This window comes from Stutzerimonas stutzeri, from assembly GCF_000935215.1.
GTDB lineage: Bacteria > Pseudomonadota > Gammaproteobacteria > Pseudomonadales > Pseudomonadaceae > Stutzerimonas.
Genome location: NZ_JXXD01000011.1, coordinates 21,104 through 42,438, shown reverse-complemented (window position 1 = coordinate 42,438; position 21,335 = coordinate 21,104). Strand labels below are relative to the sequence as shown.

Sequence of the window (21,335 nt, the reverse complement as noted above, 5' to 3'; positions counted from 1 at the left end):
AGATGCGGCGTTTTTCGTTTGGCTCAGCCGTTACAGCAGCAGGGTGCGGATATCCGCCAGCAGCTCCGACAGCCGTTTGGTGAAGCGTGCGGCAGCAGCCCCGTTGATTACACGGTGATCGTAGGACAGCGAGAGCGGCAACATCAGGCGCGGCTCGAATGCCTTGCCGTCCCAGACTGGCTGCATCGTCGCCTTGGATACCCCGAGAATCGCCACTTCCGGCGCGTTGACGATCGGCGTGAAGCCGGTGCCGCCAATGTGGCCAAGGCTGGAAATGGTGAAGCAGGCACCCTGCATGGCGTCAGGCGAGAGCTTCTTGCTGCGCGCTTTCTCTGCCAGCTCGGCCGCTTCGCCAGCCAACTGCAGCAAGCTCTTCTGATCCACGTTCTTGATCACCGGGACCATCAGGCCATCCGGAGTATCCACGGCGAAGCCGATGTGCACGTACTTTTTGCGGATCAGCGCCTTGCCGCTTGGTGCCAGCGAGCTGTTGAAGTCCGGCAGCTCCTTGAGCAGATGCGCACAGGCTTTGAGCAACAATGGCAGCACGGTGAGTTTGACGCCGGCCTTCTCGGCGGCAGCCTTCTGGGAGACGCGGAAGGCCTCCAGTTCGGTGATGTCGGCCGATTCGAACTGGGTCACGTGCGGTACGTTCAGCCAGCTGCGGTGCAGGTTGGCTGCGCCGATCTGCATCAGGCGCGACATCGCGACTTCTTCGACTTCGCCGAACTTGCTGAAGTCCACGGCCGGGATCGGCGGAATGCCGGCACCGCCCGAGGCACCTTCTGCCGGAGCCTGCTTGGCCTTGTGCAGCATGTTTTTGACGTAGGCCTGGACATCTTCCTTGAGAATCCGGCCCTTGGGACCGGTGGCCGGAACATCGGCCAGGTCGACGCCGTACTCGCGCGCGGTCATGCGAACCGCCGGCCCGGCGTGAACCTTTGTGCCGGCCTTGCTCGGACCGCTCACGGCCGGAGCCGGCGTCGCCGCGGCCTTCGCCTCCGGTACGCCCTGCTTGTTCGGAGCGACGGCCTGCTGCTGGGAAGCGGCCTCCTGCGGCCTGCTCTCGGCCTTTTTCGCGGGCGCCGAGCCCTGGACCTTGAGGGTCAGGATCAGGTCACCAGTCTTGGCATCGTCACCCACCTTGATCGACAGCGACTCCACCACGCCCGCCTTGGGCGCCGGAATTTCCATGCTGGCCTTGTCGGATTCCAAGGTGATCAGCGACTGGTCCGCCTCGACGCTGTCGCCAGCCTTGATCATGACTTCGATGACCTTGGCGCTGCCGCTGGAGCCGATGTCCGGAATACGAACCTCCTCCACGGACTCGCCTGCAGTTTCGGCCGGTGCTTCTGCGGCCTGCTCGGTCAGTTTCTCCTTGGCCGGGCTTTGTGGCTGGCTGGCCGGAGCACTGGCCGCTGCCGGCTTGCTCGAGGCGGTACCCTTGAGGATCAGGATCAGATCGCCGGTACCGACTTCGTCGCCCACCTTGACCGAAATGCTCTCGACTACGCCAGCGGCTGGAGAGGGGATCTCCATGCTGGCCTTGTCGGACTCGAGAGTGATCAGCGGTTGCTCGGCGGCGATGGTATCGCCGGCCTTCACCGAAATCTCGATCACGCTGGCCTTGCCGGAGGAGCCGATGTCCGGAACCTTGATTTCCTGCGACTCGCCTTCCTCGGCGGAGGCCGAAGGATTGTCATCTCCCGGAGGCGTAGGTGCTTCGGCTTCATCAGTCGGGCCGCCAGTGCTGGCAGCGGCAGGCTCGGCCGCGGCTTGCGCCGGCGCTTCGCTGTCAGTTCCTTCTTCGCTTTCCAGCTCAAGTAGCTCGTCACCTTCTTTCAGGCGGTCGCCGAGCTTGACCTTCAAGGCCTTCACGACGCCAGCCTTGGGTGCCGGGATTTCCATGCTGGCCTTGTCGGACTCCAGCGTCAGGATGCTCTGGTCCGCTTCGATACGGTCGCCGACCTTGACGAACAACTCGATTACTTCACCCTCACCGCTGCCGATGTCGGGTACGCGTATGGTTTCACTCACAATAGGTTCTCCTGTGCGCACGCAGCATCAGCAATCCAGCGGATTGCGCTTCTCGGGGTCGATACCGAACTCGGTGATGGCATTGGCCACCACGGTGCGTTCGATGGCGCCGCGATCGGCGAGTGCCTGCAGTGCCGCGACGGCAACCCAGCGGCGGTCGACTTCGAAGAAGTCACGCAGCTTGGCGCGCGAGTCGCTGCGGCCGAAGCCGTCAGTGCCGAGCACCTGGTATTCGCGCGACGGAACCCACTGACGAATCTGATCGGCGAACAGCTTCATGTAGTCGGTCGAGGCCACTACCGGGCCTTCGCGGCCTTCCAGGCACTGCTCGACATAGCTCTTGCGCGGCTCCTCGGTCGGGTGCAGACGGTTCCAGCGGTCGACCGCCAGGCCATCGCGGCGCAGCTCGTTGAAGCTGGTTACGCTCCAGACGTCGGCGCCGACGCCCATCTTGGCGAGGATGTCCACCGCAGCACGCACTTCACGCAGGATGGTGCCGGAACCCAGCAGCTGTACGCGGTGCTTGAAGTCGCCCCTGGCTTCCTCGAGCAGGTACATGCCCTTGATGATGCCGTCCTCGACACCCTGCGGCATGGCCGGCTGCTGGTAGTTCTCGTTCATCACGGTGATGTAGTAGTAGACGCTCTTCTGCAGCTCCATCATCTCGTGCATGCCGTGATGCATGATCACCGCGAGCTCGTAGCCGTAGGTGGGGTCATAGCTGCGGCAGTTGGGGATGGTGCTGGCGAGGATGTGGCTATGGCCGTCCTCGTGCTGCAGGCCTTCGCCGTTCAGGGTGGTGCGTCCGGAGGTGCCACCGAGCAGGAAACCACGGGTCTGGGCATCGCCGGCCGCCCAAGCCAGGTCGCCGATCCGCTGGAAGCCGAACATCGAATAGAAGATGTAGACCGGCAGCATCGGCTGGTTGTAGTTGCTGTAGGCGGTACCCGCCGCGATGAATGAGGAGAAGGCACCCGCTTCGTTCAGGCCTTCCTGCAGGATTTGACCATCCTTTTCTTCGCGGTAATACATCACCTGGTCGCGGTCGACCGGCTCGTACAGCTGCCCCACCGGGGAGTAGATGCCCAGCTGACGGAACATGCCTTCCATGCCGAAGGTGCGGGCCTCGTCGGCGAGGATCGGCACGATGCGCTTGCCGAGATCCTTGTCCTTCACCAGCTGCGAGAGAATCCGGCCGAAGGCCATGGTGGTGGAAATCTCGCGATCACCGGAACCGTCGAGCACGGCTTTGAGGGTGTCCAATGGCGGCGTCGGGATGCTGAAGCTCTTCGGCCGGCGCTGCGGCAGCGAGCCACCGAGTTTCTCGCGGCACTTGCGCAGGTAGCGCATTTCAGCGCTGTCTTCGGCTGGACGATAGAACGGCAGTTCTTCGAGCTGCGAATCGTTGACCGGGATGTCGAAGCGGTCGCGGAATTTCTTCAGGCTGTCGATATCGACTTTCTTGGTGTTGTGGGCGATGTTCTTCGCCTCTCCGGCACCGGTGCCGTAGCCCTTGATGGTCTTGGCCAGGATGACTGTCGGCTGGCCCTTGTGGTTGACCGCCTGGTGGTAAGCGGCATAGACCTTGTATGGATCGTGGCCGCCGCGGTTGAGCTTCCAGACTTCTTCGTCGGACATGCTCTCGACACGCTTGAGCAGCTCAGGGTCGGCACCGAAGAAATGCTTGCGCACATAGGCGCCGTCTTTGGCCTTGTAGTTCTGGTATTCGCCGTCGATGGCTTCGTCCATGCGGCGCTGCATGCGGCCGTCTTCGTCGGCGGCGAACAGTGGGTCCCACAGGCGGCCCCATACGACCTTGTTCACGTTCCAGTTGGCGCCTTTGAACACGCCTTCCAGTTCCTGGATGATCTTGCTGTTACCACGAACCGGGCCGTCCAGACGCTGCAGGTTGCAGTTGATGACGAACACCAGGTTGTCGAGATTTTCACGACCGGCCAGGGAAATGGCGCCGAGGGTTTCCGGCTCGTCGCACTCGCCGTCACCGATGAAGCACCAGACGCGCTGCTTGCCTTTCGGAATGAAGCCGCGGTTTTCCAGGTACTTCATGAAGCGCGCCTGGTAGATCGCGGTGATCGGGCCGAGGCCCATGGACACGGTCGGGAACTGCCAGAAGTCCGGCATCAGGTGCGGGTGCGGGTAGCTCGACAGGCCCTTGCCATCGACTTCCTGACGGAAGTTGAGCATCTGGTCTTCGCTCAGGCGGCCTTCGAGAAAGGCGCGGGCGTAAATGCCAGGGGAGGCATGCCCCTGATAGTAGATCAGGTCGCCGCCGTGCTCTTCCGTTGGGGCCTGGAAGAAATAGTTGAAACCGATGTCGTAGAGGGTCGCGCTGGAAGCGAAGGTGGAGATGTGCCCACCCAGATCCGGATCCTTGAGGTTGGCGCGCATCACCATCGCCAGTGCGTTCCAGCGGACCAGGGAGCGAATGCGGCGCTCCATGAACAGGTCGCCAGGCATCTTGGCTTCACGGGTAATGGGGATGGTGTTGCGGTACGGCGTGGTGATGCCGTAGGGCAGGGGGGTGCCGCTACGTGTGGCCAGTTCACCCATCCGGGTCATCAGGTAGTGAGCGCGGTCTTCACCCTCGCGGTCGAGGACGGACTCGAGGGCGTCCAGCCATTCCTGGGTTTCGACGGGATCGAGATCTTGCATGGCTTGCTCCATGGCGGAAAGGCTTCCAGAATCGGTTGCCTGTTCGCGACCGGCTTTGTGGGCCGGTGCGTGTAATGTTCTTGGACGAGTGCCGGGGGTAGGACCGGGCGTCTGTAGTTTTACTACAAAATGACGTCGGGATCAGCCCCCTGAAATACTCTTTAGTAGTAAAACTACAGATCAGCGGCGCTGGCATTTTCCTGAGAAAGGCATCTGCGAGGCTCTGAATCGCGCGGTTTCACTGTGTTGCTGTGAAGGAAACCTCAATGAGTCTGCCATCGCTGGTTGCATTGCCGCCCTCGCTTCTGCCTTTTGTCAGTCGTGCCGAAGAGTCGTTCCTCGCTGCTGCCGGCAGCCTGTCGGATGCCATTGCGGCACGTTGCCGCGCCTGGCTGGTGGAGCAGCGCGAGGCGTTCGGCCGGGTCTGTGCGGCGAGCGACTTCGTCAGCGAACAGGTTAGTCGAGATCCGCAGATGCTGCTGCAGCTGGCCGAGCTGGGCTGGCTGGACAGATCTCTCGCGCCGGCCGAGATGCGTGACGCACTGAGCGAGCAGGTCGCCGCGTGCGACAGCGAGGATGCCCTGGCGCTGACCCTGCGCCGCTTCCGGACCCGCCAGCAGGTGCGGATCATCTGGCGCGACCTGACCCGTCAGGCCGACCTTGCCGAAACCTGTCGCGACCTTTCCGATCTCGCCGACGCTTCGGTCGATCTGGCGTATCACTGGCTGTACACACGCCATTGCGAGCAGTTCGGCGTACCCACCGGGCGTCGCAGCGGCAACCCGCAACACATGGTCATCCTTGGCATGGGCAAGCTGGGCGCCCATGAGCTGAATCTGTCCTCGGACATCGACCTGATCTTCGGATACCCCGAAGGTGGCGAAACCGTGGGTGCCAAGCGCTCGCTGGACAATCAGGAGTTCTTCGTCCGGCTCGGTCAGCGGCTGATCAAGTCGCTGGACGCCATCACCGTCGATGGCTTCGTCTTCCGCGTCGATATGCGCCTACGCCCGTACGGTTCGTCCGGTCCGCTGGTCTACAGCTTCAACGCGCTGGAACAGTACTACCAGGACCAGGGGCGTGACTGGGAGCGCTACGCGATGATCAAGGCGCGTGTCATCGGTGGCGACCAGCAGGCCGGCAAGGAGCTGCTGGAAATGCTGCGGCCGTTCGTCTATCGGCGCTACCTTGATTTCTCCGCCATCGAAGCGCTGCGCACCATGAAGCAGCTGATCCAGCAGGAAGTGCGGCGCAAGGGCATGGCTTCGAATATCAAGCTGGGTGCCGGTGGCATCCGCGAGGTGGAGTTCATCGCCCAGGCGTTTCAGCTGATTCACGGCGGGCGCGATCTCAGCCTGCAACAGCGGCCGTTGCTTAAGGTGCTGGCTACCCTGGAAGGTCAGGGCTATCTGCCGGGTGCGGCGGTGAAGGAGCTGCGCGAAGGCTATGAGTTTCTGCGCTATACCGAGCATGCGCTGCAGGCCATCGCTGATCGCCAGACGCAGATGCTGCCGGAGACTGAAGTCGACTGCGCGCGGGTCGCCTTCATGCTCGGTTTCGACAGCTGGCAGGCCTTCCACGAGCAGCTGTTGCACTGGCGTGGGCGTATCGACTGGCATTTTCACCAGGTTATCGCCGACCCGGACGAGGACGAGAATGCCGAAGGCGAGGCGCTGGTCGGCGGCGAGTGGCTGCCGCTGTGGGAGCAGGACTGGGACGAGGAGTTTGCCTGTCGACAGCTGTCCGAAGCCGGGTTCCGTGATGGTCAGGTTGCCTGTCAGCGCCTCGCCGCACTGCGTAATGCCAGTCAGGTCAGGACCATGCAGCGTCTCGGTCGCGAGCGTCTGGATGCCTTCATTCCTCGTTTGCTGGCGCAGGCTGTCGAGCAGGACGACCCGGATCTGGTGCTCGAACGCGTGCTGCCATTGGTCGAGGCGGTGGCTCGGCGTTCGGCCTATCTCGTATTGCTGACCGAAAATCCCGGCGCGCTGCAGCGCTTGCTCGAACTCTGCGCGGCCAGCCCGTGGGTCGCCGAGCAGATCGCGCGGTTCCCGTTGCTGCTCGACGAATTGCTCAATGCTGGGCGGCTGTACAGCCCACCGCTGGCGCCGGAGCTGGCCGCAGAATTGCGCGAGCGGCTGATGCGTATTCCCGAGGATGACCTCGAGCAGCAGATGGAGGCGCTGCGTCATTTCAAGCTGGCGCATCGCCTGCGCGTCGCAGCCTCGGAGATCGCCGGGACGCTGCCGTTGATGAAGGTCAGCGACTACCTGACCTGGCTGGCGGAGGCCATTCTGCAGGAAGTGCTAACCCTGGCCTGGCGCCACACTGTCGCGCGTCATGGTCAGCCGCAGCGCAGCGACGGCACGCTCTGCGATCCGGCCTTCGTCATCGTCGGTTACGGCAAGGTCGGCGGGATCGAGCTCGGTCACGGTTCCGACCTGGACCTGGTGTTCATCCATGACGGCGACCCTGCCGCCGAGACCAATGGCGCCAAGCCCATCGACACCGCGCAGTTCTTTACCCGTCTCGGTCAGCGCATCATTCATCTGCTGACCACCCAGACCACCTCCGGCCAGCTGTACGAGGTGGACATGCGCCTGCGTCCGTCCGGCGCTTCTGGGCTGCTAGTCAGCTCCCTCGGCGCCTTCGAGCGCTACCAGGGTCAGGAAGCCTGGACCTGGGAGCACCAGGCGCTGGTGCGTGCGCGGGTGCTGGTTGGCTGTCCGCAGCTGACTGCCGACTTCGAACGGGTGCGCGCCGGTGTGCTCGGTCGTGAACGTGATCTGGATGCGCTGCGTCGCGAAGTCAGCGACATGCGCGCGAAGATGCGCGACAACCTCGGGACCCGCGCGACACATGCGGGGACTGCCGAGCAAGCCTTCGACGGCGCGGCCGAGTTCAATCTCAAGCAGGACGCCGGTGGTATCGTGGATATCGAATTTATGGTGCAATACGCGGCTTTGGCGTGGTCGCACCAGCATCCCGAACTGCTGCGCTATACCGATAATATCCGCATTCTCGATGGGTTGGAGCAGGCCGGGTTGATGACCGGCGATGAGGTTCGGCTGCTGCAGGATGCCTACAAGGCCTACCGCGCCGCAGCGCACCGGCAATCACTGCAGAAGCAGCCCGGAGTGGTGAGTGGGGATCAATTCCACGACGAGCGCCGCGCTGTCATGCGTATCTGGCGTGAGTTGGGCCTAAGCTGAGCCCCTCGTCGGGCTACTGGCAAATTCGAATTCTGAGGAGCTGGCAACGATGTCGATGGCCGATCGTGATGGCGTCATCTGGTATGATGGCGAACTGGTGCAGTGGCGTGATGCGACCACCCATGTGCTGACCCATACCCTGCACTACGGCATGGGCGTATTCGAAGGCGTACGCGCCTACAACACCCCGGACGGCACGGCGATCTTCCGCCTGCAGGCGCACACCGACCGCCTGTTCGATTCGGCACACATCATGAACATGCCGATGCCGTACTCGAAGGAAGAGATCAACGAAGCGACCCGCGCCGCAGTGCGCGAGAACAACCTGGAAAGCGCTTACATCCGCCCGATGGTGTTCTACGGAAGCGAAGGCATGGGCCTGCGCGCCAGCGGCCTGAAAGTGCACGTGATCGTCGCCGCCTGGCACTGGGGCGCCTACATGGGCGACGAGGCGCTGGAACTGGGCATCAAGGTGCGCACCAGCTCCTTCACCCGTCACCACGTCAACATCACCATGACCCGCGCCAAGTCCAACGGTGCCTACATCAACTCGATGCTGGCCCTGCAGGAAGCCATTTCCGGTGGCGCTGACGAAGCGTTGATGCTGGATCCTGAAGGCTACGTGGCCGAAGGTTCGGGCGAGAACATCTTCATCATCAAGGATGGCGTGATCTACACCCCGGAAGTGACCGCCTGCCTGAATGGCATCACTCGTGGCACCGTGCTGACCCTGGCCGCCGAGCACGGCCTGAAGGTGGTCGAGAAGCGCATCACCCGCGACGAGGTCTATATCGCCGACGAAGCCTTCTTCACCGGCACCGCCGCAGAGGTGACGCCGATTCGCGAAGTCGATGGCCGCGCCATCGGCATCGGTCGCCGTGGCCCAGTGACCGAAAAGTTGCAGAAGGCCTACTTCGATCTGGTCTCCGGCAAGACCGCTGCTCATGCCGAATGGCGGACACTGGTCAAGTAAGCGCAGGCGCCAAGCTGCACGCGGCCGATGGTTTGCCGCTTGCAGCTTGAGGCTCGTGGCTTGAAGCTGCCCTTATGAATATTTTGATTGTGGGACCCAGCTGGGTTGGCGACATGGTGATGGCGCAGACGTTGTTTGTCTGCCTGAAACAGCGCCATCCCGACTGCCAGATCGACGTGCTGGCGCCCGAGTGGAGCCGGCCGATTCTCGAGCGCATGCCCGAGGTACGCCAGGCGCTGAGCTTTCCGGTCGGGCACGGCGTGCTCGACATGGCGACCCGGCGCAAGGTGGCGCAGAGCCTGCGTGGTCAGTATGAGCAGGCGATCCTCTTGCCCAATTCGTTGAAGTCGGCGCTGGTGCCGTTCTTCGCCGGTATTCCCAAGCGCACCGGCTGGCGCGGCGAAATGCGCTTCGGCCTGCTCAACGACATGCGCAAGCTCGACAAACAACGCTATCCGCTGATGATCGAACGCTTCATGGCGCTGGCGTTCGAGCCGGGCGCCGAGTTGCCCAGACCGTATCCGAACCCTTCGCTGCGTATCGACCCCGTGACTCGCGATGTGGCATTGGCACGTTTCGGCCTGAGCCTGGATCGTCCGGTATTGGCGCTGTGTCCGGGCGCCGAGTTCGGCGAATCCAAGCGCTGGCCGGCCGAGCACTTCGGCAAAGTCGCCGAGCTGAAGATTCGCGAGGGTTGGCAGGTCTGGCTGTTCGGCTCGAAAAACGACCACCCGGTGGGCGAGGACATCCTCGCGCGATTGATTCCTGGGTTGCGCGAAGAGGCGGTGAACCTGGCCGGCGAGACCAGCCTGGCCGAGGCTATCGATCTGCTCTCCTGCGCTGACGCAGTGGTGTCCAACGACTCCGGGCTGATGCACGTGTCAGCCGCGCTGGGCCGGCCTCTGGCTGCAGTCTATGGCTCGACGTCACCGGCCTTCACCCCGCCGCTTTCCGAGCAGGTCGAGGTTGTGCGGCTGGGTCTCGACTGCAGCCCCTGTTTTGAACGCACCTGCCGCTTCGGCCACAACAACTGCATGCGCGAGCTGAAGCCGCGCGCGGTGATCGAGGCGCTGGATCGCCTGGCCCCGCAGTCAGTTGAGGTGCGCTGATTGAAGGTCCTGCTGGTCAAGACCTCGTCGTTGGGCGATGTCGTGCATACCCTGCCGGCTCTGACCGATGCGCAGCGGGCGCTGCCTGGCATCCAGTTCGACTGGGTCGTGGAGGAGGGCTTCGCCGAGATCCCGGCCTGGCATCCAGCGGTGGCGCAGGTGATTCCGGTGGCGATTCGTCGCTGGCGCAAACATCCGATCGATACCCTGCGCAGCGGCGAGTGGCGCCGCTTCAAGGCTCGTCTGCGCGAAGGTCGTTACGACCTGGTGATCGACGCCCAGGGCTTGCTCAAGAGCGCCTGGCTGACCCGCTACGTCAAGGCGCCGGTCGCCGGGTTGGACCACGATTCGGCCCGCGAGCCGCTGGCGACACGCTTCTATGATCGGTGCTATGCCGTGCCGCGCGAGCAGCATGCGCTGGAGCGGGTGCGTCAGCTGTTCGCTCAGGCGCTCGGTTACCCGCTGCCGCAGGATGTTGCCGACTACGGCCTGAATCGCGAGCAGATGGCCGCGCCCAGCGATCAGCCGTATCTGCTGTTTCTGCACGGCACCACTTGGCCGAGCAAGCACTGGCCGGAAACCTACTGGCGCGAACTGGCCGAACGCATGAGCGATTTCGGCTGGGCGATCCGCCTGCCATGGGGCAATGCCGAAGAGAAGGCGCGCGCCGAGCGTATCGTCAGCGGCGTGGCCAACGCAGCGGTGCTGCCGAAGCTGAATCTGGCCGGCGTTGCACGGGTCATCGCTGGTGCGCGGGCTTGCGTCGCAGTGGATACTGGCCTCGGCCATCTGGCCGCGGCGCTGGATGTGCCGAGCATTTCGCTTTATGGTCCGACCCTGCCCGGGCGGGTCGGCGCCTATGGGCGCTCGCAGGTGCACCTGTGCGCCGGCGGGCCGAACGCCGGTCGCGGTGATCGCCACAAGCCCTGTTTCGACGATCTGCGTTCCGAGCGCGTCGTCACCGAACTGAAAGCCCTGCTGCGGGCCCCGGAGTCCGTCTGATGCAACTGGCCTTCATTCTCTACAAGTACTTCCCTTTTGGTGGACTACAGCGCGATTTCATGCGCATTGCCCTCGAATGCCAGGGTCGCGGCCACACGATCCGCGTCTATGCGATGATCTGGGAAGGTGACGTGCCCGAAGGCTTCGAGGTGCTGATCGCGCCGGTCAAGGCGCTGTTCAACCACACCCGCAACGAGCGCTTCACCGCCTGGGTCGAGGCCGATCTGGCGCGGCGGCCGGTGGACCGGGTGATCGGCTTCAACAAGATGCCGGGACTCGACGTGTATTACGCCGCCGACCCCTGCTTCGAGGACAAGGCGCAGACCCTGCGCAATCCGATCTACCGCCGCTGGGCTCGCTACAAGCACTTCGCCGAGTACGAGCGCGCGGTGTTTGCGCCCGAGGCGAAGACCGAAATCCTGATGATCTCCGAGGTACAGCAGCCGCTGTTCGTCAAACACTACGGCACGCCCGCCGAACGCTTTCACCTATTGCCGCCGGGCATCGCCCAGGATCGCCGCGCGCCGGCCAATGCCGCGCAAATCCGTACCGAGTTTCGCGAGGAATTCGAGGTGCGGCCCGAGGAGCTGCTGCTGGTGCAGATCGGTTCCGGTTTCAAGACCAAGGGTCTGGACCGCAGCCTCAAGGCGCTCGCCGCATTGCCGCGCGAACTGAGTCAGCGCACCCGGCTGCTGGTGATCGGCCAGGACGATCCCAAGCCGTTCAAGCTGCAGGCCAAGACGCTGGGCGTTTCCGGCATGGTCGAATTCCTCAAGGGGCGCAGCGATATACCGCGGTTCCTGCTGGGCGCCGATCTGCTGATCCACCCAGCCTACAACGAGAACACCGGTACCGTACTGCTGGAAGCGCTGGTCGCCGGGCTGCCGGTGCTGGTCACCGATGTATGTGGCTATGCGCACTACATTACCGACGCCGACTGCGGTCGCGTGGTACCCAGCCCCTTCGAGCAGCAGGTGCTCGACCAGATGCTGGTGCAGATGCTGGCCGATGATCAGCAGCGCGCGGTCTGGAGTCGCAATGCGCTGACGTTCGCCGACACGGCGGACCTTTATTCGATGCCGCAGAAGGCGGCAGACGTGATTCTCGGGGCAAGCGCATGAGCGCTGCAGCTCGGTCAGCGCCCTGCCGATTGGCGGAGGCTCCATGCGCCTGATGCTATTGGAGCCGTTCAAAAGCCTCTGGCACGGCGAGGACCCGTTCGTCGAAGTCGAGCGTCTCGACGGGCAGGTGTACCGCGAGCTGGAGGGGCGACGCACGCTGCGTACAGAAGTCGAAGGGCAGGGCTACTTCGTCAAGATTCATCGCGGTATCGGTTGGGGCGAGATCGCCAAGAACCTGCTTACCGCCAAGGCGCCCGTTCTCGGTGCTGGCCAGGAATGGCGAGCGATCCAGCGGTTGCACGAAGTGGGTGTGCCGACCATGACCGCGGTGGCTTACGGCGAGCGCGGAGCCAATCCGGCCAGCCAGCATTCGTTCATCATCACCGAAGAACTGGCCCCGACCGTCAGCCTCGAGGACTTCACGGCCAACTGGCTGGAACAGCCACCGGCACCGTCGCTCAAGCGCGCCCTTATCGCCGAAGTCGCCCGCATGGCCGGCACCATGCATCGCGCCGGCGTCAATCATCGCGATTTCTACATCTGCCACTTTCTGCTGCATACCGACAAACCGGTGATAGCAAGTGATTTCCGCCTGTCGCTGATCGACTTGCACCGTGCCCAGACCCGAGCGCAGACACCGCGCCGCTGGCGCGACAAGGATCTGGCCGGGCTGTACTTCTCGGCGCTGGGCATTGGCCTGACGCGCGGCGATAGGCTGCGCTTTCTGCGCGGCTATTTTCAGCGGCCCTTGCGCGACATCCTGCACGACGAGGCGCGTCTGCTCGCCTGGCTGCAGCGCAAGGCCGAGCGGCTATCCAGTCGCTATGCGCGCAGGTACGCACCGGGCGCACAGGCGTGAGTGGCTGGCAGCTCGCGACCGGCATGCCCGTCGAGGCAGCCTCGGCGTTCGCCGATCTGCCGACGGTGTTCGCGCTGACCGGCGAGGCGATTGCCCGCGATCCGTTATCCGAAGTGATTCGCGTCGAATGCGGCGGTTTGCGCTATTACGTCAAACGTTATTGGGCTGCCGGCAAAGGGCTGCGGCGCTTTCTCGGGCGGCCGCGGGTCAAGGCCGAATGGCAGAACCTGCGGCACTTTGCGCGCTGGGGTATTCCTGTCGCGCCGGTGGTGGCGTGGGGCATGGAGCGTCGCGGCGGCGTATTCCTGCGCGGGGCGCTGATCACGCTGGAGGTGCCCAATACCGTCGACATGGCGGCAATGGCGACGAACAACGACCCCCGTCTTGGCGATCCCCACTGGGTCGCGCGTATCAGTCGCCAACTGGCGCACGCCACCCGCACCCTGCATGACCATCATTTCGCCCACAACGACCTGAAATGGCGCAACCTGCTGATCAATGAGGACGGCGAGCTGTTCCTGATCGACTGCCCCTCGGGCAACTTCTGGTGGGGGCCTTTCCTGCGGCGGCGCATCATCAAGGATCTGGCCTGCCTGGACAAGGTGGCCAAGTACCATTTGAGTCGCACCCAGCGCCTGCGCTTCTACCTGCAGTACCAGCGGCGTGGGCGGCTGATACCGACTGATCGAGCGCTGATCGCGCAGGTGCTGGAGTATTTCGAGGGGCGCGAATGAACGAGTTTTTTTCTGTCGCTGATCGGCCCCTGCTCAAGGCGCACGGCCTGGCCAGCTTCGATGCACTCTGGGCCGTGCAGCTCGAATCGGTCGATATGCCCAATACCGGTCGCGGCGGCTGGAGTAGCGTGTTTCGCCTGGAGTTGGGCGATACGGCCTATTACCTGAAGCGACAGAGCAACTACCTGACCCACAGCCTGCGCCATCCGTTCGGCGAGCTGACCGTTGCTTGCGAATTTCGCAATATCCAGCGGTGTCGGAGTGATGCGACTAACGACCCCAGGCTGGAGATGATAGCCGGCCGCCAGCAGTGCAGGATGGCAAGCATATGGTACTGACGGATCTCACCCGTGGCGGCCGCTCGCCAACATTACCTCTGACACTCCTGCTGCCGGCCGGCGAACTGCGCATGCTGCAGTGGCTGCGTGTACTGCCGGGGCAGCGATATGTAGGTCGGGCCGAATGGCAGGGGCGTACTGTGCTGGCCAAGCTGCTGGTCGGCGCTAAGGCCGAGCGCCATTTTCAGCGCGAGCGCCAAGGTGCTCGCTTATTGGCCGAGCAGGGCATGATCACTCCGGCGTTGCTCGCTGAGGGCTTCGAGGCCGGGCAGGGTGGCTGGCTGCTCTTCGACTTCCTGGTCGGCGCCGAAAGTCTGGAGCAGGCCTGGCGGGCAGTGGAGCACGAACCGCCGTTGTCCGATCTCCAGCAGATGGTGCTGGGGGAAGCACTGGGCGCCATCGCGCAACTACACGCGCGCGGCCTGTGGCAGGATGATCTCCACCTAGACAATCTGCTGCGACATGATGGCCATCTCTTCATCATCGATGGCGGCGGCATTCAGGCGCAGACTCCGGGCCAGCCGCTGGCACGCGATAAGGTACTGGCTAACCTCGGCGTGTTCTTCGCGCAGCTGCCGGCTGGTCTGGAGCCGTACATCGAAGAACTGCTGGTGCACTACATCTTGGTCAACGGCGAGCATGCCCTGCCGTTGGAGGCTCTGCTGCGGGAGATCGCAGGCGTACGTCGCTGGCGACTGCGCGACTATCTCGGCAAGCTTGGCCGCGACTGCTCGCTGTTCAGCGCAAGGCGCAGCCTGAGTGAGCTACGCATCGTTCGTCGCAGCGAGGCGACTGTACTGGAGAGTCTGCTGGACGCGCCGGATATGGCGCTCGAGTCGGGACGTGCAATGAAGCGGGGCGGCAGTGCCAGCGTGGCGCTGATCGAGACAGCCGGCCGGCCGCTGGTCATCAAGCGCTACAACATAAAGGGCCTGGGCCACTGGCTGCGTCGCTGCTGGCGGCCCAGTCGTGCCTGGCACAGCTGGGTCGAGGGAAATCGCCTGGATTTTCTTGGCATCGCCACGCCCCGGCCGCTGGCCATGCTGGAGTTGCGTTGGCTGGGTCTGCGCAGGCGCAGCTATCTGATTACCGAATACGCCGCGGGCGAGGATATAATCACCCGCTTTCAGCCATATCTCGCCAGCTCGCCGCCTGAGCCAGAGTTGTTGGCGCTGGATCAGCTGTTCGGCGCCTTGTGCCGCGAGCGCATCAGCCATGGCGACATGAAGGGCACTAACCTGCTGTGGGAGCAGGAACGCTGGTCGCTGATCGACCTGGACGCCGCTCAGCAACACGGCAGCGACACCAGCTTCGCCCGTGCCTATGCCAAGGACCGTGCGCGGTTCCTGCGCAACTGGCCGGCCGAATCGGCGCTGTATCGGCTGTTGGACGAACGAATACCCAAAAAGTAGCTTCAAGCGGCAAGCTTCAAGCTGCAAGTAAAGCCCCACGGGGCAGGAACAATCACCGCTGTTTGCTTGAAGCTTGTAGCTTGAAGCTGCTTTCAAGAGGCTTTTCCCGTGGCATTGACGATTCTCGGCCTTTCCGGCGCCCTCAGTCATGACCCTTCCGCCGCTCTGTATATCGACGGCAAACTGATCGCTGCCGTTGAAGAAGAGCGCTTCGTGCGCGACAAGCATGCCAAGAACCGCATGCCCTACGAGTCGGCCAAATTCTGCCTGGAGCAGGCCGGTATCAAACCGTCCGACGTCGATGTGGTGGCGATTCCCTTCGCGCCTATCAGCATCTTCGAGAAGGCGCGTTGGCACTACGCCAAGCGCTACTGGTATGCGCCGGATCGCGCGCTGGATGCCATCCTCATGGGCAACCGCCGCTACCACCGCTACAAGAAGCGTATCCAGTGGTGCCTGCAGCAGCTCGGCTTCGACCTGAAGAAGGTCAAGCTGCAGCCGGTCGAGCACCACCTGGCCCATGCTTCCAGCGCCTACCACTGCTCCGGTTTCACCGAGAAGACCGCCATCCTTGGTATCGACGGCAAGGGCGAGTACGCCACCACCTTCTTTGGTTGGGGCGAGAACGGCAAGATCCACAAGATCAAGGAATTCTACGACCCGGATTCGCTGGGCGGCCTGTACGGCGCGATCACCGAATACCTTGGCTTCGAGATGCTCGATGGCGAGTTCAAGGTCATGGGCATGGCGCCTTACGGCGATGCGGCCAAGTACGATTTCTCCCGCCTGGCGAAGTTCGAGAACGGCGAGCTGACCATCAACACCGACTACGCCAACGTCATCGGTTTCCGTCGCTACAAGGAAAACGGCAAGGGCTACTACTTCTCGCCCAAGCTGATCGACTGGCTCGGGCCCAAGCGCGAAGGCGACATCGCTGACGACCCCTATATTCATTACGCCGCCAGCATGCAGGCGCTGTTCGAGAAGCTGGCGCTGGAAATGATGGACTACTACCTGGGCGATATCATCCGCCAGACCGGCAAGATCGCCTTCGCCGGCGGTTGCGCGCTGAACGTCAAACTCAACCAAAAAATCATCGCCCGCGATGAAGTAAAGGAGCTGTTCGTTCAGCCAGCGTCCGGTGATGCCGGCACTGCCGTGGGCGCCGCCGCCTACGTCTCGCACCAGCGCGGCGTGCCGGTGGAGAAGATGGAACACGTTTATCTCGGCCCGTCCTACTCTAACGAAGACGTTATCGCCGCCTGCACGCGCCATCCGAGCAAGCCGGTCTGGCAGAAAATCGATGACGTGCCTGAGCGCATCGCCAAGATCATGGTCGACGGCAACCCGGTTGCTTGGTTCCAGGGCCGCATGGAATTCGGCCCGCGCGCACTCGGTGGCCGTTCCATCATCGGCTGCCCGAGCATTCCGGGCGTGGCCGACCGCATCAACGAACAGATCAAGTTTCGTGAGCGCTGGAGGCCCTTCTGCCCGTCGATGCTTGATACCGTGGCCGAGCAGATGCTCAAGGTCGACCATCCCAGCCCCTTCATGACCTTCACCTTCGAGGTCAACGAGGGCTGGAAAGAGCGCGTCGGCGAAGTCGTCCACGAAGACGGTACCTCCCGCGCCCAGGTCCTTGAGCGCCGCCACAATCCGCGCTGGTACGACCTGATGCTGGAGCTGGAAAAGCTCACCGGCAACGGCGTCTCGCTCAATACTTCACTCAACCGCCGCGGTGAGCCGATGATCTGCTCGCCGACCGATGCGTTGAATATGTTCTACGGGTCGGATCTGCAGTACCTGATCATGGAAGATATATTGGTTGTGAAGGGCGACAAGCTGGCATGACAGCGTCCGATCCATGGGTTTTGCAGTTCTGCCATGGCTATGACGGCCCGTTTCTCGATTGCGCACGTCAGTACGCCGCGCTTTTCACAGGCACGCCATATAAGATCTGTACCGTCTACCTGACCGGGTCGCCGAGCGACGAGGTCATTCGCGGTTCGGCTTCGGATGAGGTGATCTTTCTCGGCTACGACAGCAAGGATGTTCGTGGGCTCAAGCTCGGCGCCATGCGCCGGCTGCGCAGCATCGTGGCCAAGCGAGATTATCGGTTCTGCATCGCCCATCGGTTCAAGCCAATCTACACCGCATTGCTGGCGACCGGGCTGCCGGTAATTGGCGTGCATCATGCCTTTGGCGTTTATAGCCGGCCCATGCGCCGCTGGTTCGTCAATCGTTTTCGTGCCCGCTTGCTGCTGCTCGGCGTTTCCAATGCGGTGCGTGACGAGATGCGTGCTGATCTCCCCGGCTGGGAAAGCGCGTGTATCGAAACCCTTTACAATCGCATCGACGTCGCCGCCATGCAGGCCGAGCAGGTCTCCCGCCTCGACGCCCGTACGGCGCTGCGGCTGCCTCCGGATGCCTGGGTAGTTGGCAACGCCGGCCGCCTGCACCCCGACAAGGATCAGGCCACCCTGATCCGAGGTTTCGCCCAGGCATTGCCACGACTGCCCGCCGACAGCCTGCTTGCAATCATGGGCAGCGGCCGATTGGAAGCGCCGCTTCGCCAACTGGCCAAGGACCTGGGCATCGCCGATCAGGTGCGATTTCTCGGGCAGGTGCAGCACGGCAGACGCTACTTCAAAGCGTTCGATCTCTTTGCCTTGACCTCAGACCACGAGCCATTCGGCATGGTGCTGCTTGAAGCCATGGCGGCAGGGGTGCCGGTGGTCTGCACCGATTGTGGCGGTGGGCGTGAAGTGGTGGACGGCGTCGGAAAGGTATTTCATTTGGGGGACAGCGATGCGTTAGCCGCTGAGTTGGTGGCAGCGGCACAACCGGATGCTGGTTCGGCTCGACCGGCAGCCACGACTCTCGAGCGTCTCACCGAACGTTTTTCCGATGCACGTGCGCAGCGTGATTTCAATGCGATTCTGTCGAAAAGGTTCTTTCACGGATGATCAACAATTGCACGCCTGTTAACCGGGGATTCAAGCAATCGAACGTTACTCGAAGGCAACGCCATGCTTCTTTGACATCGCCAGCGTATAGCCAGATTTTCGACCGTGCCCGCAACGTGCCGTCGGATATGGATCTAGCGCTGCGCAGCATGCGCATTTACGCGTTGAATAGTGCATGAAAATAGCAGTCGCATTTTTCGGAATTCCTCGCAACAGTTCCATCTGCTTCCCGTCTATTGAGCAGAACATCTATCAGCACCTGCCAAGAAATGCGCAGGTGCGGTCTTATTACCACCTATACGAGCCCCAGCTGGTCAATAACCCGAGGTCTGGGGAGAACGGTTTCATTGGCGAGTCCAATTATCTGCCTTTCGCTCGTATGGATGGTCGTATCGAGGAAGCTGGCGCCTGCCTGAAGCGCTGGGATTTCGACGAGATCAAGAAACACGGAGATGTATGGCGGGACGATTTCAAGTCTTTGTCCAATCTGATCCATCAATTGAACTCTCTGCATGCGGTAACCGCGCTGGTCGATGGGCTCGATCCCGATGTCGTGCTTTTCGTACGTCCCGACCTGCACTATCACGATGCTCTGCCCAGGTTCGCGCTCAACGCCTGTACATCAGACCGCCGCGCGGTCTACATCCCCCATTGGCAGTGGTGGAACGGTCTGAACGATCGTTTTGCTGTTTGCGGTCGTGACGTCTATGGCGCTTACGGTCGTCGTGCAGAGCTTATGATTCCTTTCTGTCTGCAGGAGCAGCGTAGTCTGCATGCCGAGCGATTGCTGCGTTTCTCCTTGGGCAAGGCTGGCGCTTTGGTGCGCACACTTGATATGCGGGCATCCCGGGTTCGACTGAATGGGGAGTTGGTCGAGGAAACGTTCTCATCCAAGCATTCCATGGGTCGTCGAGAGAGTCGTTTCGTGCTGCCGATGGCGCGTTTGCGCTCGCAGTTCGACAAACTACGGTATCGGCAGGGCGGTACGCTTGGCTGATTTATGGAAGACCGTCCAATGCTGAAAGTTCTGCTACTTGTGCAAAAAGAACAGCGCGTCATGCTTGACCGCTTGTATGAAAGTATTGCGCACAATTGTGAATGCGACACTCGGTGGCTGAGCCGTGAAGAGCAGGCCAATTTGAAGCGCTACTTCGCCGAGAGCGTAAACCCGCAGGGGTATGACCGCATTGTGTTCTTCGTGCGCTTCAAGCAGGAGATTCGGCAAGTTGGGTTCATTCGCAGTGTGCCGAATCTGGTGATACTGGAGCACGACGCTTATCAGAACTACATCGCCTGCAAATACACCGGGAAGTTCAGCGCACACTATCGCCGCTTGCCGTGGGTGCGTGTGATCAGCTCCGGTTCCATGGTCAGCGAGCGGCTTCGCCAGGAAGGTTTCGATGCAGTCTTCGTCCCTAAGGGTTACGACCAGACATTACTGTGCGACCTGGGGCAGGCGCGAGATATTGAGCTGGCCTTCGTGGGCAGCACCAAAAGCGGCGCCTATAGCGAACGCAAGGCGTTACTCGATGAGCTGGCAAAAGTCGAGGATCTGGTCGTTACACGCACCAATTCCGGTGAAGATTATTGCAATACCCTCAACCGCATTCGCTTCTTCGTCAGTGCCGACGTCGGTATGGGCGAATACATGATCAAGAACTTCGAGGCTATGGCCTGCGGTTGTGTATTGCTGGCGTGGGATCAGGGCGAAGCGGAAAACAAGGCGCTGGGTTTCGTCGATATGGAGAACCTGGTGCTTTACCGCAGTGTCGATGAGCTGCGAAGCAAGCTGGCGATGTTGCGTTCGGATCCCGACCTGGCGGCGCGCATCGCTTCTGCGGGTCGGGCCTTGGCGGAGCGGGAGTACAGCTTCTCGCGTGTCGGGCAGCGTATCGTCCTGGCGTTGGATAAGCCGTTACGGGACCGCCCGCCGATGGGCCTGTGGGATCGGCTGCGTCTGTACTGGAGGCTGAAGTGAATCAATCACGTATTCGCTTGCTGATTCCCTATTTCGGCCGATGGCCGTTCTGGATGCCGTTTTTCCTGCAGACCTGCAAGCGGAACGCCGATATAGACTGGCTCTTTTTCAGCGATTGCGGAACGCCAGACGACCTTCCGGATAACGTACGGATCGTACCGATTTCGTTTGCTGACTACTGTCAATTGGTCAGCGAGCGTCTGGGCATATGCTTCAAGCCGACCAATCCTTACAAGCTCTGCGATATCAAGCCTGCGCTAGGGCATATCCACGCCGAGTATCTGGATGGCTTCGACTTCTGGGGGTTCAGCGATATCGATCTCGTCTACGGTCAGTTGCGCGGCTATTTTTCCGAGGAGCGACTCGCCCGATACGATCTGCTGTCTACCCACGCACGTCGCGTTTCGGGCCATTTGTGTTTGCTGCGCAATAACGAGCGTATGCGCCAGGCGTTCATGCGCGTCCCCGGCTGGCAGGCTTGTTTCGAAGATCCCGAGCACCGCGCGTTCGACGAAGCGGCGTTCAGCCGATTGTTCATTCGGCGAAAAAACTGGCCCGAGGCGCTTCGGCGGATGGCTGATCGCTTCAATCCGTGGCGTCGATGCAGTGAATTTAACGAGGCGTTCAGTACGCCGCATGCGCGGGTTCCCTGGCTCAGCGGTGGCTTCGATTTCCCCGACTGCTGGATATGGAACGATGGGCGGCTGACCAACAACCGGGATGGTGCGCGAGATTTTCCCTATTTCCATTTCATAACCTGGAAGAACGCCAAGTGGTCAGGCTGTACCCTCGAGTCACTGGTGCAGCCTGAAAATCTTGCCGCTCAGCAATCGTGGTGCGTTACAGAACAAGGGTTTCGGGCTTTAGACGGGCTGGCTGTTATCGGACGGAGAACGAGTACCGATGGCTCGCTTTAACCCC

General features: G+C 62.1%; 15 protein-coding genes and 1 pseudogene. 14 read left to right on the top strand and 2 right to left on the bottom strand.

Features of this window, described 5'->3' with window-relative positions; translation table 11 throughout:
• Positions 1 to 30: 30 nt before the first annotated feature.
• Both aceF and aceE read right to left on the bottom strand, forming a co-directional pair.
• A complete protein-coding gene (gene aceF, locus LO50_RS01435) occupies positions 31 to 2,037 on the bottom strand; it encodes a dihydrolipoyllysine-residue acetyltransferase (protein ID WP_044313856.1) in 2,007 nt (668 codons plus the stop codon).
• Positions 2,038 to 2,064: 27 nt separating this feature from the next.
• Positions 2,065 to 4,710, bottom strand: a complete 2,646-nt coding sequence (gene aceE / locus LO50_RS01430) for a pyruvate dehydrogenase (acetyl-transferring), homodimeric type (protein WP_044313900.1) — start codon at positions 4,708 to 4,710, stop codon at positions 2,065 to 2,067.
• A 266-nt stretch (positions 4,711 to 4,976) separates the two neighbouring features.
• On the opposite strand from aceE, the gene glnE reads away from it, so the two are divergent.
• From glnE to LO50_RS01360, 14 genes and pseudogenes are all read left to right on the top strand, one after another.
• Entirely contained in the window at positions 4,977 to 7,922 is a 2,946-nt protein-coding gene (gene glnE / locus LO50_RS01425; protein WP_044313855.1) for a bifunctional [glutamate--ammonia ligase]-adenylyl-L-tyrosine phosphorylase/[glutamate--ammonia-ligase] adenylyltransferase, read from the top strand.
• A 49-nt stretch (positions 7,923 to 7,971) separates the two neighbouring features.
• A complete protein-coding gene (gene ilvE / locus LO50_RS01420; protein ID WP_023445089.1) occupies positions 7,972 to 8,895 on the top strand; it encodes a branched-chain-amino-acid transaminase in 924 nt (307 codons plus the stop codon).
• Positions 8,896 to 8,969: 74 nt separating this feature from the next.
• Positions 8,970 to 10,004, top strand: a complete 1,035-nt coding sequence (waaF, locus tag LO50_RS01415; protein WP_044313854.1) for a lipopolysaccharide heptosyltransferase II — start codon at positions 8,970 to 8,972, stop codon at positions 10,002 to 10,004.
• Positions 10,005 to 11,006: a lipopolysaccharide heptosyltransferase I gene (gene waaC, locus LO50_RS01410; RefSeq protein WP_044313853.1), complete on the top strand. Its 1,002-nt coding sequence runs from the start codon at positions 10,005 to 10,007 to the stop codon at positions 11,004 to 11,006.
• Positions 11,006 to 12,127 carry a glycosyltransferase family 4 protein gene (locus tag LO50_RS01405; protein WP_003301613.1) on the top strand — a complete coding sequence of 374 codons (1,122 nt, stop codon included), beginning with the start codon at positions 11,006 to 11,008 and terminating at the stop codon, positions 12,125 to 12,127. Before waaC ends, LO50_RS01405 begins: the two co-directional genes overlap by 1 nt.
• 43 nt (positions 12,128 to 12,170) lie before the next feature.
• Entirely contained in the window at positions 12,171 to 12,986 is an 816-nt protein-coding gene (gene rfaP / locus LO50_RS01400) for a lipopolysaccharide core heptose(I) kinase RfaP (protein WP_003301615.1), read from the top strand.
• The gene (locus LO50_RS01395; RefSeq protein WP_003301617.1) at positions 12,983 to 13,720 is read left to right on the top strand and encodes a lipopolysaccharide kinase InaA family protein; all 738 of its coding nucleotides are present in this window, start codon (positions 12,983 to 12,985) and stop codon (positions 13,718 to 13,720) included. The genes rfaP and LO50_RS01395 overlap by 4 nt, the downstream gene beginning before the upstream one ends.
• Positions 13,717 to 13,983 (top strand): annotated as a pseudogene (locus LO50_RS01390) (lipopolysaccharide kinase InaA family protein); the annotation flags it as partial. The gene LO50_RS01395 and the pseudogene LO50_RS01390, both read left to right, overlap by 4 nt.
• 65 nt (positions 13,984 to 14,048) lie before the next feature.
• Entirely contained in the window at positions 14,049 to 15,470 is a 1,422-nt protein-coding gene (locus LO50_RS01385) for a lipopolysaccharide kinase InaA family protein (protein ID WP_044313852.1), read from the top strand.
• Between the two features lie 108 nt (positions 15,471 to 15,578).
• Positions 15,579 to 17,321, top strand: a complete 1,743-nt coding sequence (locus tag LO50_RS01380; RefSeq protein ID WP_044313851.1) for a carbamoyltransferase family protein — start codon at positions 15,579 to 15,581, stop codon at positions 17,319 to 17,321.
• Complete coding sequence (locus LO50_RS01375; RefSeq protein ID WP_044313850.1) at positions 17,318 to 18,436, top strand: glycosyltransferase; 1,119 nt, start codon at positions 17,318 to 17,320, stop codon at positions 18,434 to 18,436. Before LO50_RS01380 ends, LO50_RS01375 begins: the two co-directional genes overlap by 4 nt.
• 175 nt (positions 18,437 to 18,611) lie before the next feature.
• Positions 18,612 to 19,433, top strand: coding sequence for a hypothetical protein (locus LO50_RS01370; RefSeq protein WP_044313849.1), 822 nt, complete (start codon positions 18,612 to 18,614; stop codon positions 19,431 to 19,433).
• A gap of 21 nt (positions 19,434 to 19,454) precedes the next feature.
• Positions 19,455 to 20,414 carry a glycosyltransferase family protein gene (locus LO50_RS01365; protein WP_044313899.1) on the top strand — a complete coding sequence of 320 codons (960 nt, stop codon included), beginning with the start codon at positions 19,455 to 19,457 and terminating at the stop codon, positions 20,412 to 20,414.
• 53 nt (positions 20,415 to 20,467) lie between these two features.
• Positions 20,468 to 21,331: a DUF6625 family protein gene (locus LO50_RS01360; RefSeq protein WP_044313898.1), complete on the top strand. Its 864-nt coding sequence runs from the start codon at positions 20,468 to 20,470 to the stop codon at positions 21,329 to 21,331.
• Positions 21,332 to 21,335 lie beyond the last annotated feature (4 nt).

Coding starts and splice junctions, on each gene's coding strand:
- LO50_RS01385 (WP_044313852.1), top strand. CDS start 14,049: ATGGTACTGACGGATCTCACCCGTGGCGGCCGCTCGCCAACATTACCT.
- LO50_RS01370 (WP_044313849.1), top strand. CDS start 18,612: ATGAAAATAGCAGTCGCATTTTTCGGAATTCCTCGCAACAGTTCCATC.
- LO50_RS01405 (WP_003301613.1), top strand. CDS start 11,006: ATGCAACTGGCCTTCATTCTCTACAAGTACTTCCCTTTTGGTGGACTA.
- LO50_RS01375 (WP_044313850.1), top strand. CDS start 17,318: ATGACAGCGTCCGATCCATGGGTTTTGCAGTTCTGCCATGGCTATGAC.
- ilvE (WP_023445089.1), top strand. CDS start 7,972: ATGTCGATGGCCGATCGTGATGGCGTCATCTGGTATGATGGCGAACTG.
- aceE (WP_044313900.1), bottom strand. CDS start 4,710: ATGCAAGATCTCGATCCCGTCGAAACCCAGGAATGGCTGGACGCCCTC.
- rfaP (WP_003301615.1), top strand. CDS start 12,171: ATGCGCCTGATGCTATTGGAGCCGTTCAAAAGCCTCTGGCACGGCGAG.
- waaF (WP_044313854.1), top strand. CDS start 8,970: ATGAATATTTTGATTGTGGGACCCAGCTGGGTTGGCGACATGGTGATG.
- glnE (WP_044313855.1), top strand. CDS start 4,977: ATGAGTCTGCCATCGCTGGTTGCATTGCCGCCCTCGCTTCTGCCTTTT.
- LO50_RS01360 (WP_044313898.1), top strand. CDS start 20,468: ATGCCGTTTTTCCTGCAGACCTGCAAGCGGAACGCCGATATAGACTGG.